This window comes from Gluconobacter sp. Gdi (genome assembly GCF_014132155.1).
In the GTDB taxonomy this organism is placed as follows: Bacteria; Pseudomonadota; Alphaproteobacteria; order Acetobacterales; family Acetobacteraceae; genus Gluconobacter.
On record NZ_BLJQ01000004.1, the window covers coordinates 235843 to 249970 of the forward strand.

Genomic DNA, 14128 nt, shown 5'->3' on the forward strand with positions numbered 1-14128 from the left:
GTATTAAGGCACCATGCAGCTGCCAGCCTCATCATCCGATGCACAGTCTTTACCGCGCAAGCATACTCGCGACCATCGCGTTGATGCCTTGCGGGGCGCTGCTCTGCTGATGATGCTGGCTGACCATGTGCCCGATAATCTCATCAACAGAATCACCATTCGCAATTTCGGTTTTGCCGACGCAGCTGAAATCTTCGTCATGCTGGCAGGATATGCGTCCTATTTGGCATATGGTCGGTTGATCGACCGCGACGGGTGGACCAGCGGTATCCGCCGCATCCTGTCGCGCTGCGCCAAATTGTATATTTATCAGACAGCCATGACACTGGTGTTCGTCTGGACCGTTCGGCACTGGCGCCATTACGAGCCCGTCCCGGAATATATTCTTGAGCCGCAACTCGCCCACGGATACGGCTGGCTATGGCGCATCCTCACCTTCGATGCGCTACCGAGCTACCTCAACATCCTGCCGCTCTACATTGTTCTTCTGGCTCTTTTCCCGCTGATCTACGCTGCCCTCAAGAAAAGCGTCTGGCTGCTGCTTGGCGTCAGCGCAGCCATCTGGGCGATTGCCAATATCGATCCGCGCATCACGGTTCCAAACTGGCTGGACCCAAATGGCTGGTACATGAATCCGTTCGGTTGGCAGTTTCTATATATTCTGGGTGTGCTCGGTGCCGTTTGGGCATCCAAGCATAATGGCGACCTGCCAGCCAGAACATGGGCCAAGGTGCTCTGCGGGGGCTACCTGATTGGTGCCTTTATCCTCTGCTTTCCGTATGAATACTGGCACCTGAGCGGGCTGCGCCTGTTTCCGGCCCCACCCAATAATGGGAAATCGACTCTCGCCGTCTGGCGATTGTTCGACATTATGTCGATCTTTTATCTCGTGCAGTCTTCACGTGTTCTACGTCGTTTTTCAGCCGATCGTCTGGGCCAGATCCTGGCCTTGCTTGGCAGAAATTCACTGGAAGTGTTCTCGTTCGGCACAGTGCTGGATTTGCTGGGACGCCTGATCCTTGGAAGTTTTGGAACAGGCCTGGGCCTTCAGATCATTATTAATGTTCTGGGGCTTATTCTGACCTTCGCGCTGGCAATCCCGCTGGACCGCTCCCGCCAGAAGGCGAAAGCGGCCCGTGCACGCATGGCCCCTCAAGCCGTAGCAGCACGTCCGGGATAGCTGATCTCAAAGCGCTCACAGTCCATGGGGAAGAGACGGACCTGCACATCCATCCCGCCCTCATGATCAAACCGCTCGACCACTTCGCCATGCTGGTAAAGCCAGGCCAGTGCCGCACCATCCTGCAGGGACAGGCTGACTTTCACATCCTGCATGGACTGCGTCAGGTACTGGTCCAGCGTCTCGAACAAATCAGGGATACCATCGCCTGTGATGGCCGAAATCACCACAGCGTTGTCACGCTTCGGCACGGCTTCAACACCGCCGATCAGGTCTGCTTTGTTCAGAACCTCAATTGTTCGCTCCGGCCATTGGGCATCCAGCATGCCGTCCCGCACCATGCCGTCCAGAACATTCAACACGTCAGCACGCTGAGCGGCACTATCCGGATGAGCCACATCACGAACATGCAGAATGACATCTGCCTGCGAGACTTCTTCCAACGTCGCCCGGAAGGCAGCAATCAGTTCTGTCGGCAGATCGCTGATGAATCCCACCGTGTCAGACAGGATAACGTTCCGTCCTGAAGGCAAACGCAGCGCGCGCATCGTAGGGTCCAGCGTCGCGAAGAGCTGGTTTTCAGCATGGACTGCCGCGCCTGTCAGCGCGTTGAAGAGCGTGGACTTACCCGCATTGGTGTATCCCACAAGGGCAACAATCGGGAATGGAACCCGCTTGCGGGCATCCCGATGCAAGCCACGTGTGCGCCGAACCTGCTCCAGCTCTTTTTTGATCCGGCCGATCCGGTCCGCAAGCATTCGCTTATCTGCTTCGATCTGCGTTTCGCCCGGTCCACCAAGGAAGCCAAAGCCGCCGCGCTGACGCTCAAGATGGGTCCACAGACGTACAAGACGAGAGCGCTGATATTCGAGGTGGGCCAGTTCGACCTGCAACACACCCTCTCGGGTGGCGGCACGGGCGCCGAAAATATCAAGGATCAGACCCGTCCGGTCCATAACCTTGCACCCCAGCGCCTTTTCCAGATTGCGCTGCTGCCCCGGAGACAGGCGGGCATCGATAATGACGACATCAACTTGATCCAGCTTCACGGCTTCGGCAAGCTGTTCAACCTGCCCGCTACCCAGCAGCGTTGCCGGGCGACGCGCCCGAAGCAGAATTGCCGCCTGCCGAACGATTACCAGTCCGATGGAGGCCGCAAGACCCACCGCTTCTTCCAGGCGGGCATCTGCAGCCCGGATATCTTCCTGCTGTCCCGATTTCTCCCAAGGGAGAATAACAGCAGCACGCGTGGCAGGCTTCTTGGTATCAAATCCGCTCAAAGTTCATTGTCCGCAAACCGCGGGAGGGCTCCCACGGGCATGATTGTACTGATGGCATGCTTGTAAATGAGTTGAACATGCCCATCCCGGCGCAGCAGCAGCGTGTGGCTGTCAAACTGAGCTACGACCCCCTGAAGCTTCACGCCATTGACGAGAAACACCGTGACGGGTGCCTCGATCTGATGGAGATGCTGGAGGAAAACTTCCTGCACAGCGTCTCTTCCGGCGGAAGTGGATGAAGTTTCTGACGTCACGATAATTTTGACTCGCCGGCCCTGAGGAAAAAAGGAATTGGGATCACTGCCCGTTTATCCCCCGACTGCCGGTGACGTCGAGCGATCTTCCTGTGTGGTAACACCAAGCTGCTTCAGCTTGCGATGCAATGCACTGCGTTCCATGCAAACGAAATTGGCCGTACGGCTGATATTGCCACCAAACCGCATGAGTTGAACCTGTAGATACTGCGTTTCAAACAGATCTCTGGCTTCCCGCAACGGAAGACTCATCACGTCCGCCCCCGAGTTCAGACGCGTCATCGACGGCGCGCCCTGACTGATGGTGGAAGGCAGCATATCTGCACGAATGGGATCACTGCCCGAGCCCGGCATCATGATGAGCAGACGCTCCATCAGGTTGCGCAGTTCACGCACATTGCCGGGCCACTCATAAGCCTGCAACGCCGCAAGCGCATCCACGGAAAGTTCGCGGATCGGCAATCCCGAAGACTGTGCGCAACGCTCCAGAAAGTGCTTGGCCAATCCCGGAATATCTTCACGACGCTCCCGGAGTGAAGGAATGCGCAGAGGGACCACGGCCAACCGGTAATATAGATCTTCCCGGAAGCGATGCGCCATGATTTCGGACTGAAGATCACGGTTTGTCGTGGCAATAACCCGCACATCAACCTTGAGGCGCGTGTTGCCTCCAATCCGCTCAAAAGTCTGGTCCTGCAAGGCACGAACGATCTTGCCCTGCGTCTCCAGCGGCATATCTGCCACCTCGTCGAGCAACAACGTTCCGCGATGAGCACGTTCCAGAACCCCACGGCGTGCGGGCTGGCCGTCCGTACCATCCAGACCGAACAGCTCTTCTTCAAAACGGTTCGGCGCGAGCGTGGCACAGTTCAGCGCGATGAACGGACCTTCCGCACGACGGGAGCGCGCATGAATCATCCGCGCGGCCACTTCTTTGCCTGAACCGGCTGGGCCGGTAATCAGCACCCGGGAGTTGGTCGGGGCCACGCGTTCGATCTGGGCCCGAACAGCCGAAACGGCAGCCCCTTCCCCCGATAGCGTCGTCTCAGGCCCGGCCCGCAGTCGCAGCTCTGCATTTTCGCGCTGCAAACGGGCAGCTTCCAAGGCACGCTGAACCACCAGAAGCAGACGATCTGACTGGAACGGCTTCTCAATGAAGTCGTAGGCACCATGCTTAAGACTGGCGACAGCCGTCTCAATGGTGCCGTGACCCGAAATCATCAGCGTCGGCAGACCTGGCTCTTCAGCCTGCATGACCTTGAGCAGTTCAATCCCGTCCAGCTTGGAACCCTGCAACCAGATGTCCAAAATAGCCAGGGACGGCCTGTGTGCCCTGAAAAGTTCCAAAGCCTGATCGGAGTTCGCGGCCGTGCGGGTCGCATATCCTTCGTCGTTCAGGATACCTTCGATCAGGAACCGGATATCCGGCTCGTCATCGACGATCAGAATCTCATGTTCCATCTGTCACCCTCATGATCCGGTCTTCCTTCTCTCCTGCACCACCCAGCTCCGCCAGAGGCAGAGACAGTGTGACGAGTGTCCCGCGCCGTCCGGATGACGGATCGGGGTCCCGATCGGTGAGCTGAAGCATCCCGGCATGGTCCTCCATGATCTTTTTGACAATCGCAAGGCCAAGACCTGTGCCCTTCGCCTTGTGTGTCACATAAGGCTCGGTCAACCGGTGGCGTTCCCCAGTCGGCAGACCAATCCCGTCGTCTTCTATCCCTAGCAGGACATGCCCGTCCCGAATGTGCAAGCCCACCACAATGTGTCCAATTGGCTGCATCAGGGCGTCAGACGCGTTTTCCCGCGATTTTCCGCGGTCTGTCATGGTTATGGCATCTGCCGCATTCTGCAGAAGGTTTGTCAATGCCTGCCCTATGAGTCGCCGATCGCACCGAACGATAGGCCCTGAGGGCGGCAGATCCCGTGTTTCGAACACAATGTCGGGATGAGCGTTTCTTTGCAGCACCAGTGCTTCACGGCAGATCCGGGAAAAGTCCTCGTTCTGCATCACGGGTTGTGGCATCCGTGCAAAAGCAGAGAACTCATCCACCATTCGGCCGATATCCCCAACCTGCCGGACAATTGTATCTACAAGCTGCGTATATGTGTCGGGATCGCTCTGAATTTCTTTCAGGAAGCGCCTTTTCAGCCGCTCTGCTGCAAGCTGGATTGGCGTCAAGGGGTTCTTGATTTCATGCGCCACGCGTCGGGCCACGTCAGCCCAAGCCGCTTTACGCTGCGCTGACTGAAGCGCCGTGATGTCATCGAAGGTTACGACGTATCCAGCGACATCCGTGCCGCGGAGTTCGGCCACAATCCGCACCAGGAGTGTTCGTCCGGCACCGGCACCGCCACCGTCACCAGGCCCTCCCGGGCGCTGTGCGCCATCTGTATCCACTTGAATTTCATCAGTATGGACGCGTTCCGGCGCCTGCCTTGCCTTGTCCAGCAAAGCTGAAAATTCCGGGACACTGACAGAGAGCCTCATACCGATCGCGGGTTGCAAATCCCGCTGGAGCACGACGGAAGCAGCCCTATTCGGCAGTTCGATCACCTGTCCCCGGTCCAGACCAATGACGCCCGCCGACACGCCCGCCAGAACAGTTTCCGTAAATCGCCGACGCTCATTGATCTGATCGTAAGCCTGCATCAGTTCTGACCGCTGACTCTCAAGCTGGTCGGTCATACGATTGAAGGCCCTGGAGAGCCCCACAACCTCATCGTCCTTTTCGCGGCTCGTCTTTGCTGGCACCGGAACACGAACACCCAGATCGCCTTGGGAAATGCGCGTTGCTGCAAGAATGAGAAGGCCTAGCGGGTTTGCAATACGGTTGGCCAGCGCAAGCCCTGTCAACATGCCAACAGCCAACACCAGCAATCCCATCAGGCCGAAGATCACCACAACAGTGACCTGCGTTTTACCCCGATTGGCAATCATGTGCTGGTAATCCTGCACGAGCTCGTTGGTACGCCGCATATGCTCGAGGACATCAGGATCGACAGGTCGGGTAATGACCAGCATAAGCCCCGAATTCCCGCCCAGCGAGACAATGGCGCGCACCATGCGCTGATCAGGGCGGTTGAGAATGGCGACGTCTCCCCCGCGTGCCATCTCCACCACAGACTTGGGCGGTAAAGGCGGCAGGGTATTCATGTCCGTCTTGCCAAGAAGACCACCGACACCCAGGACTTTGTCCGTGAGCGGATCGAAGACCTCCGCATCGGTCAAACCACGCTCGTAAACCTCATCGTCCAGCAGTTCCTGCAGACGGGATGGACTGTGGAACAGGTCTGTCCCGTGCGTGAACAGCTCATCGTTCTGAATAAGGATCAGCGTATTTGCGAGGGCAAATGCTTCTGTACGGATATTGTCGTTATGCTCCCGCAAATACCCCGCAGCTACAGAGCGGGCCTCCGTCAGAGCATTACTGACGCGATTGGAAAACCAGATCTCCACGCCGTAATGGAAGAATAGCGCTGCTACAGCTCCCACGACGATGGTCGGTGCAACAGCGACAATTCCAAACAGGGTAATGAGGCGCGCATGAAGCCTTGCACCGGCTAGCCCAAGCCGCCGTTCCGCCATCATGCGCCCGATCTGCACCACGCCTGCTGCCGTGATCAGCATGAGCATGATGAAGTCGAGCAGGAAGATGATGGCCTGCACCTGCGGACGATGCGCCAGTGACATGCCGCCCGCGAGAACGACAAAAGTCGCGAACGCCAGAATCAGTGCCATGACGGTTAGAAGAACCACCCCGTTGGCGCTTGTCAGTCGTCTCAGCACACGCCCCGGAGAAAAAGAACTCACTCGTCACTTCCCTTTGGAACCGTAATATCCAGTTCCCTGATTTTCTTGCGCAACGTGTTGCGGTTCAGCCCAAGCATGGCGGCCGCGCGAAGCTGGTTCCCGCCTGTTCTCCGCAGGACCATGGTGATAAGCGGCCGCTCGACTTCCCCCACCACGCTGGCATGCAGATCACCCGCATCATTTTCCAGACCCGTCTCAAAATACTCAATCAACGGACGTTCGAGAGCCCGTGCCAGCCCCCGTGGCCGATCATTTTTAGTGCCTGGCAGACGACAGACCGCACTAATGCGCTCAGGTCCGAGGCGCTGCGACGGCTCGAATGCGGCCAACCAGCGATGCAGACCGCTTTGAAAATTACCCTGCCGCAGCAGAAGGGTCAGGTCATGCCTGCTGGCGGCAATCACACGCAGATCCGTCTCCGGACGCTCAATCTCCGAAACAAACCGGACCTGTAACGCAGGGCACAGGCAGTCAATCTCATCGACAAGCAGAGTCCCGCCCTGCGCCTGCTCGAACCAGCCGCTTTCACGCCCTCCGAACAGAGCATCTTCGCGCAGTGCACAGGGGGTAGCTGTCAGCGCCGCGACCACAAATGGCTGCTGCGCCCGAACACTATGCGTGTGCAGTCGACGCGCCACGTCCTGACGATCAAGCCGGGATGCCCCATACAGAAACATCGGACGGCATGCTTCATCCGCCAGCAAGGGCTCAGCCTGCATCACCATCCCTGACTAAACCTTGGCCGGTCAGGCTGCTTCACTGCATCCATCACGCGGCATGCTGCCGGCTGGTCCGTTCTCACGGTCCCGGACAACGCCCGCTTCGATGTTCCGGTCATAGAACTCTTCCAACATGGAGATTGCTTCCGGCGCGTTATCCACACGATTAATGGCGGAACGGAATGTTGCAGAGCCGGGCAGACCGCCGGAGTACCAGGACACATGCTTGCGCGCCAGACGCAGACCGGGGCGCTCCCCGAAATGATCCAGCATCATCCTGTAGTGACGCAGGGCAATGGACTTTTCCGTTGCCAGATCCGGGTCCGGAACGTCCTGCCCGGTTTTCAGGGACTGAGCCACCTGCGCCGTGAACCACGGACGGCCATAACACCCTCGCCCGATCATCACGCCATCCGCGCCAGACTGATGAAGTGCCTCACGTGCATCACGGATCGTATTGATGTCGCCATTCACGATCACCGGCAGACCCACAGCATCCTTCACGGTCTTTACGAAACGCCAGTCTGCAGTTCCGTTATAGAACATCTGACGGGTGCGCCCATGAACCGTCACGAGCCGGATTCCGCTCTCTTCCGCAATTTTCGCAAGCCGTGGTGCATTGAGGGAGTCGTGATCCCAGCCCATCCGCATCTTGAGCGTCACGGGAACGTTCACGGCCCTTGCCGTAGCCTCAAGAATCTTTCCAGCCTGCACTTCGTCCCGCATCAGGGCGGAACCCGCCATCTGGCCGATCGCGACCTTCTTCACAGGGCAACCGAAATTGATGTCGATGAGGTTTGCACCGCCATCGACCGCAATTTTCGCAGCCTGCGCCATCGCATCCGGATCACACCCTGCGAGCTGAACCGCATTCGGGCCATTCCCGGCCGAACGCGCCATGCGCATGGTGTTCTCGTTCTCCCGGATCATTGCCCAGGATGCGATCATTTCAGACACTACCAGTCCCGCGCCAAGGTCGCGCGCAAGCTGGCGGAACGGCAGATCCGTAACCCCTGAAAGCGGAGCAAGGATCACCGGATCTTCGATCACTACGCCCTGGCCAAGATCAATGGGCGCGAGAACGCGGTTCGGGGGAGCGGAAGAGGAGGAAGCTGTCATGACACTGTTAATTTACCGATGCACTCTCTCAAGCGCAAACGGTCCTTTGCCACGAAACCGTTAATGCCCCTGAAACGCTATCGACTTGCATCTCTTTCATACTTTGCAATGCGACGCAGGAGGTTTTCATGCCCCACATCACCGCGAGCGACGGAACACGCATTCATTACGAAGAACAGGGGCATGGACGCCCCCTCGTCCTGATCCACGGATGGACATTTTCTGGCCGGTTTTTCCACCGCAACGTCGAAGCCCTGTCCGAGCATGCACGTGTCATCACCATGGATCTGCGCGGACACGGACGCTCGGACAAACCAAAACACGGTTACCGCATCGCAAGACTAGCCGCAGACCTGCGAGACCTGATTGGTGCATTGAACCTAAAGGATGCGACCGTTCTGGGCTGGTCCATCGGGTGCCCCGTTATCTGGTCCTATCTGGAACTGTTCGGGCAGGATCGGCTCAGAAGCGCCATTTTCGTTCAACAGACGCCGAAACAGTATTACTCTCCGGAATGGAAGCTGGGTCACGCAACCTGCTACGATCAGGCCGGTCTGGCTTATCTTCAGCAGCAGGTTTTTCTGGATGCTGAAAACTTTGACCGCGGCAATCTGGCAGACTGCCTGAGCCGGGACATTCCAGAAGACGAGAAAGCTTTCCTGCTTCGGGAAATGGCCGCCAGCCCGGACTATGCCCGCGCCGCCATGATGGCCGATCACACCACACAGGACTGGCGGGACGTTTTGCCGCACCTCAAACTGCGATCCCTTATGATGGTCGCGGAGAAGGACAAAATCCTGCCCGCAGGGGGGCCAGCCTGGGTGGCCGATCATATGCCGAACTGTGAAGCCGTTTTCTTTAAGGATAGCGCGCACATGGTCTTCATCGACGAAACCGAAAAATTCAATCGGACCGTTATCGAGTTCCTGAAAGGCTGATTCCGATGTCCCTGCCCTTTCTGTTCGGCATGAACGAATTTACCACCCAGCCCTGGTCCTTCGAAGAAGATGTCGCACGCTACAAAGCAGCAGGCGTACAGGCAATCGAGATCTGCGAAGCGAAGCTGGACCCTGCACGCATCCATGAACAGATGTCTCTTGCTGCCAACAGCGGCATGACCATCAGCGCCATTCAGCCTTCTGTCCGTACCTTCTTCGACAGCCGGATGGCCCCTGAACCAACCGACCCGGCCCAGCGTGCAGCATGCCTCAGGAAAAGCCTTGAGACTCTTGCGCCCTATGCGCCCGGCGCCGTTTTTGTCACCAACACAGGCGCTCCACCCAATGGGAACATGCATCGCGTCATGGATGAGACCGCACGTTATCTGCGAGACTTGTGCCCGCTGGCGGCTGATCTGGGCGTTTCCCTGTCGCTGGAGCCGCTAAATCCCACATCCGTCAATGTTGAGAGCGCAATCTGGACGATAGAGCAGGCCCTGGAGATCATTGATGGTGTTGGCCACCCAGCGATGGGCCTTTGCCTGGATTACTGGAACATCTGGCAACAAGACGACGTCTGTGGTGCCATTCGGAAAGCTGGCAAGAAAATCAACGTTCTTCAGGTGAGCGACTGGCGGACGCCATATTCTGCCACGGATCGGCTCATTCCCGGCGATGGCGTCATTCCTCTGCATGACATGCTTCGCGCCACCTGGGAGGCGGGCTTTCGTGGAGCCTGCACCGTCGAAATTTTCTCGTCAGAGGTTCCGGACAGTCTCTATGACGGAGATCTCGAGGCTCTTATCAGTCAATCACGCAAGGGACTGGAGAATGCCTGGAACAAGGCCTGACATCAGCCAGTCGGACCAATTTCCAGCCGATGCCGGGTCATGCCGGCATCCGTGATCACAAAACGACCGTCTTCGCGCAGGCGAACGAACCCCATGCGCTCCAGGCGCTCAAGGCAGGGCTGGTCACGCAGACCTGTTGGCCGCCCTGCATCGCCACAAAGCAGAAGTCGGTGCAGGGTCGAGCGGCAACATGTTTCTAGATAGGGTTCTTCCCACATTGTTTCGCGTCTATCGCGTCCCCATGCTCCCGCCAACCCCTCTCCCCTCACGTTCTGCCCCACCACGTGCACGCTGCTCAGGTTTGCGGTAAGGGAAAGACTCATGATTGATCTTGGAAAACTGGCCACGCCCCTCCTGCATCGCTTCGATCCGGAGACGGCGCACGAGCTTGCCATAAACTCCATGGCCCTTGGGCTGGGAGGGTCTGCTCCGAAAGACGTACCGGCACTTGCCACCCGCGCTTTCGGACTCCGCTTTCCGAACCCAATTGGTCTGGCTGCGGGTTTTGACAAAAATGCGCGCGCCGTTCGCCCCTTGGCCAAACTCGGATTCGGCCATGTGGAAGCGGGCACCGTCACACCACGACCGCAGCCGGGAAATCCCCAACCGCGCCTGTTCCGCCTGCCGGAAGACGGCGCGATCATCAATCGCATGGGGTTCAACGGCTGCGGGATTGACCGGTTCTGCCGCAATCTCGCACGCCTGCATCGCCCGATGCCTAATGGCCGCACACGCGGTGCGACAGTGCCTCTGGGCGCGAACATCGGCATTAACAAGATCGGCGCAGAGCCTCTGCGGGATTATCCGGAACTCGTCTCCCGCGTCAGTCCTTATGTGGACTACGTGACGATGAACCTGTCCTCACCCAACACACCCGGCCTGCGGGACCTTCAGTCCGCCCAGATGCTGACGGACCTGCTGAGTGCCATCAACACGCGCAACCCGGATCGTCTGCCTCTGCTGGTCAAGCTGGCTCCAGACATGGACGACAGCTCCTACGAGCCCATTCTTGAGGCTGCCATTGCGGGCGGGGCACAAGGACTAATCCTGACCAACACGACAATTGCCCGCCCAGCAAGTTTAACGAGCCCATTGGCAGCCGAGACCGGTGGCCTGTCTGGCAGACCTCTGGCATCCCGGTCGCGTGAAGTTCTCAAGGTTGTCTCAAACCTGAACAAGGGCCGCATCGCGCTCATTTCCTGCGGTGGTATCGAAACAGGAGAAGACGTGCTGGACCGTATCCGTATGGGTGCGGACATGGTCCAGATCTACACGTCTTTCGTGCTCCAGGGGCCCGCTCTTCTCAGTCGCCTTAAGACGGAACTTCTGAATGCCATGCGTCGGGAAGGGTTCGAAACCATTGCAGACGCACACGGGACCGCTCTTTCCGTCTGAAGCCTGCGTCTCGTTTCAAAAAACGTTATCAATACCAGCGCCTTTGCCCAGTCTGGCAGAGGCGCTTTCTTTTTGCTCGCCAGCCGAAAAAGACCCCGATCGTCGCCTCTGCAAGGCTTTCCTGAACCTTGTGGCTCTTCGGATCGTTAAAACCCAACATCAAAACCAGGAGTGAAAGCCCCACATGCAAGAGCCCCACCTCACAGGGCCGGAAACCCGCCGGCGAACCCGCTTCACGTGCAGAAGCGCTTTCCTTGCCCTGACGCTCTTGTGTGGCGTACCGATCACAGGCCATGCCGCCCCCGCTGCGGCCCCACAGGCAGCACCAACAACAACCCAGAAAGCCGTTGTGGACAAGAACGGCGGTCTGGGCTGGACGGCCGTATCGGACACGATCAACCGCCAACTTGAAGACAGTTCAGCAACGCTGAAACAGATCCTCAATGTTCTTAACCGGACAGACGCCAATCTTGGCAGTACCGAGTTGGACAATCTGTCTGCGCGTGCTCAGCGTGTTCAGCAAAATACACAGGACGCACTGACACAGATTCAGAACTACGACGACATCACGGACTCCTATCTTCAAATTCTTGGGCCCAAGGCCGCAGAAAACGAAGACCCGTCTGTCACGGAACAGCGCGCGCGACTGCAGCAGAACTCCCAGGGTGTGAAGTCTGCCCTGATGCGGTCCAAACTTTACAATCTTCAGGCCAAGCAGCTCAATTCCGCCATCGCCACGCGTCGGACACGCCTGCAAAATGCCGCTCTGTCTGAACGGACAGTATCTCCGCTGGCGCCCAAATTCTGGCATGCCCTCCTGACAGAACGGCCGGAAAACAAGTCGTCGCTCCATGAAGACGGCGTACTATCAGCATGGATGATGCTCCTGATCGGCACGGCGGGAACATTGGTCCTGATCGGAATTGCTTCCCCCTTCATTCTGCGCCTTCTAAAGCGCGCTGGCGCCAAATTCCGTTCCTCTGCGGAGACTGGCGTAAAAGACGCGCTCGCCAGCAGCATCATCGCCATCACACTCAATGGCATCCTTTGCGCATTGCTCGGAGGGCTTGCCTGGCTGATCTGGAGTGCTGCCGTACTGGATGCAGATGGCGGTCCGATCGCCGCCATTCTGGGAGAAAGCCTGCCGATCTGCGGTTTTATCATCGGCGCCGGCCTCCCGGTTTTCGGACGGAAAGGTGTTCTGGAGGGCAATCCAAATGAACGCCGCGCCCTCCGTGGTGTGGACTGGATGCTGGCACTCAGCATTCTTGTCCTGAACCTTCTTCGCTCTTTCCGCGCTCAGGATGTCTTCGGCCCCACGCTTCAGACCGTCCTGGAAATGGCGTTCTCTCTGGCGATTGGCATCTGTGCAATCGACACCTTCCGCCGGTTGGGCAAGCAGGACGATACACGCCAGTTCGCACCCACCGCGCTGGGCCTGTCTTCCCTGATTTTCGGCATCTCGCTCATCGCCGTGCTGCTGGGATATGTCTCCTTCGCATTCTCCCTGAACGGCTGGCTCCTGTCATTAGGAACGGGTCTGGCCGTCGTTGTGCTTCTGGGTCTGTGCTGGCGTAGCATTCTGGATCATCTTTTTGATCCAGAAGGCCGCTTTAGTGCACGTCTGCACCCTCTCGGCCTGTCTTCGCGTCGCCTCACGCAGATCGGTGTTCTGCTGTCCGGCATTGGGAACATCCTGCTGCTGCTGCTGCTTTTCTCGATCGCACAGACTGACGGAAGCTTCAGCGTGGGCGATATAGGCAGCCGCCTGCGCCTGCTGTTCGTCGGCAATACCATCAATGGCGTAAAGATCTCGCTCGATACGGTCGTTCTCTGCGTCGTGCTGGTAAGCGTCGCTTACTACATCATTCGCCAGACAAAACACTGGATCCGAGATCGTTTCCTGCCCACCACGCAGCTTGATATCGGTGCCCGGACATCCATCCTGAGCATTTTCACATACTGCTCGTGGATCCTGGTTGGCCTTGGCATTCTGTCGATTGCTGGACTGTCTGTTCAGAACCTCACCTGGGTGGTGAGTGCGCTGTCGGTGGGTATCGGTTTCGGCCTTCAGTCCATTGTACAGAACTTCGTCTCCGGCATGATCCTGATGGCAGAACGACCAGTCCGGGTCGGGGATATGGTGGAAATCGCGGGCGCCAAGGGTGACGTTAAGCGCATCAGCATCCGGGCTACGGATATTGGCCTTGGCGACGGTTCGACGCTGATTGTTCCGAACTCGCAGTTCATCACGTCCAGCGTCAAGAACTGTACCCTGTCCGGTTCAACAAGCGCTCTGACACTGAACTTCAAGGTGCCCACCACCACCGATCTGGAAAAAGCCAAATCCCTGCTCATTGAGGTGGCTGCCCAGCGCTCTGAAATTCTGTCTAATCCTGCACCTGTGGTGCGGATCAGTGCGCTCGCAAGCTTCAGCCTCACCATGAGCCTGACTGTCCGGATCCTGTCTGCCCGGGACGCATCCGCCATACAGGATGCGATCCTGTTCGATGTTTTCCGTCGGTTCAATGCGGAAAATGTCACACTCACGACTGCCTGATATTTCCAAGTAGCC

12 protein-coding genes are annotated in these 14128 nt (G+C 58.0%); 5 read left to right on the forward strand and 7 right to left on the reverse strand.

Translation table 11 applies throughout. The features are described 5' to 3' along the window. Positions 1–13: 13 nt before the first annotated feature. On the forward strand, positions 14–1180 hold the full coding sequence (locus tag JN414_RS10235; RefSeq protein ID WP_202207767.1) for an OpgC family protein: 1167 nt from the start codon (positions 14–16) through the stop codon (positions 1178–1180). On the opposite strand, the gene hflX is transcribed toward JN414_RS10235, so the two are convergent. The 6 genes from hflX to dusB all read right to left on the reverse strand — a co-directional run bounded on the left by hflX (position 1153) and on the right by dusB (position 8369). Further along, on the reverse strand, positions 1153–2460 hold the full coding sequence (gene hflX / locus JN414_RS10240; RefSeq protein WP_046901109.1) for a GTPase HflX: 1308 nt from the start codon (positions 2458–2460) through the stop codon (positions 1153–1155). The two genes, JN414_RS10235 and hflX, sit on opposite strands and share 28 nt — an antisense overlap. Beyond that, positions 2457–2714: an RNA chaperone Hfq gene (gene hfq, locus JN414_RS10245; protein ID WP_046901108.1), complete on the reverse strand. Its 258-nt coding sequence runs from the start codon at positions 2712–2714 to the stop codon at positions 2457–2459. Before hfq ends, hflX begins: the two co-directional genes overlap by 4 nt. 54 nt (positions 2715–2768) lie before the next feature. Beyond that, positions 2769–4175, reverse strand: a complete 1407-nt coding sequence (locus JN414_RS10250; RefSeq protein ID WP_202207768.1) for a sigma-54 dependent transcriptional regulator — start codon at positions 4173–4175, stop codon at positions 2769–2771. Next, positions 4165–6459 (reverse strand): PAS domain-containing sensor histidine kinase, encoded by a 2295-nt coding sequence (locus JN414_RS10255; protein ID WP_237389983.1) that lies wholly within the window; start codon positions 6457–6459, stop codon positions 4165–4167. Before JN414_RS10255 ends, JN414_RS10250 begins: the two co-directional genes overlap by 11 nt. A gap of 68 nt (positions 6460–6527) precedes the next feature. Next, complete coding sequence (locus JN414_RS10260) at positions 6528–7256, reverse strand: helix-turn-helix domain-containing protein (protein ID WP_202207770.1); 729 nt, start codon at positions 7254–7256, stop codon at positions 6528–6530. Positions 7257–7277: 21 nt separating this feature from the next. Continuing rightward, entirely contained in the window at positions 7278–8369 is a 1092-nt protein-coding gene (gene dusB / locus JN414_RS10265) for a tRNA dihydrouridine synthase DusB (RefSeq protein WP_046901104.1), read from the reverse strand. A gap of 128 nt (positions 8370–8497) precedes the next feature. On the opposite strand from dusB, the gene JN414_RS10270 reads away from it, so the two are divergent. Both JN414_RS10270 and JN414_RS10275 read left to right on the forward strand, forming a co-directional pair. After that, positions 8498–9307: an alpha/beta fold hydrolase gene (locus tag JN414_RS10270; RefSeq protein ID WP_202207771.1), complete on the forward strand. Its 810-nt coding sequence runs from the start codon at positions 8498–8500 to the stop codon at positions 9305–9307. 5 nt (positions 9308–9312) lie between these two features. After that, positions 9313–10158: a sugar phosphate isomerase/epimerase gene (locus JN414_RS10275; RefSeq protein ID WP_202207772.1), complete on the forward strand. Its 846-nt coding sequence runs from the start codon at positions 9313–9315 to the stop codon at positions 10156–10158. Positions 10159–10160: 2 nt separating this feature from the next. Here JN414_RS10275 and JN414_RS10280 read toward each other — a convergent pair whose 3' ends face one another. Further along, complete coding sequence (locus JN414_RS10280) at positions 10161–10376, reverse strand: hypothetical protein (protein WP_064275151.1); 216 nt, start codon at positions 10374–10376, stop codon at positions 10161–10163. 103 nt (positions 10377–10479) lie between these two features. On the opposite strand from JN414_RS10280, the gene JN414_RS10285 reads away from it, so the two are divergent. Both JN414_RS10285 and JN414_RS10290 read left to right on the forward strand, forming a co-directional pair. Next, positions 10480–11553: a quinone-dependent dihydroorotate dehydrogenase gene (locus JN414_RS10285; protein WP_202207773.1), complete on the forward strand. Its 1074-nt coding sequence runs from the start codon at positions 10480–10482 to the stop codon at positions 11551–11553. Between the two features lie 184 nt (positions 11554–11737). After that, positions 11738–14113 (forward strand): DUF3772 domain-containing protein, encoded by a 2376-nt coding sequence (locus JN414_RS10290; protein ID WP_202207774.1) that lies wholly within the window; start codon positions 11738–11740, stop codon positions 14111–14113. Positions 14114–14128 lie beyond the last annotated feature (15 nt).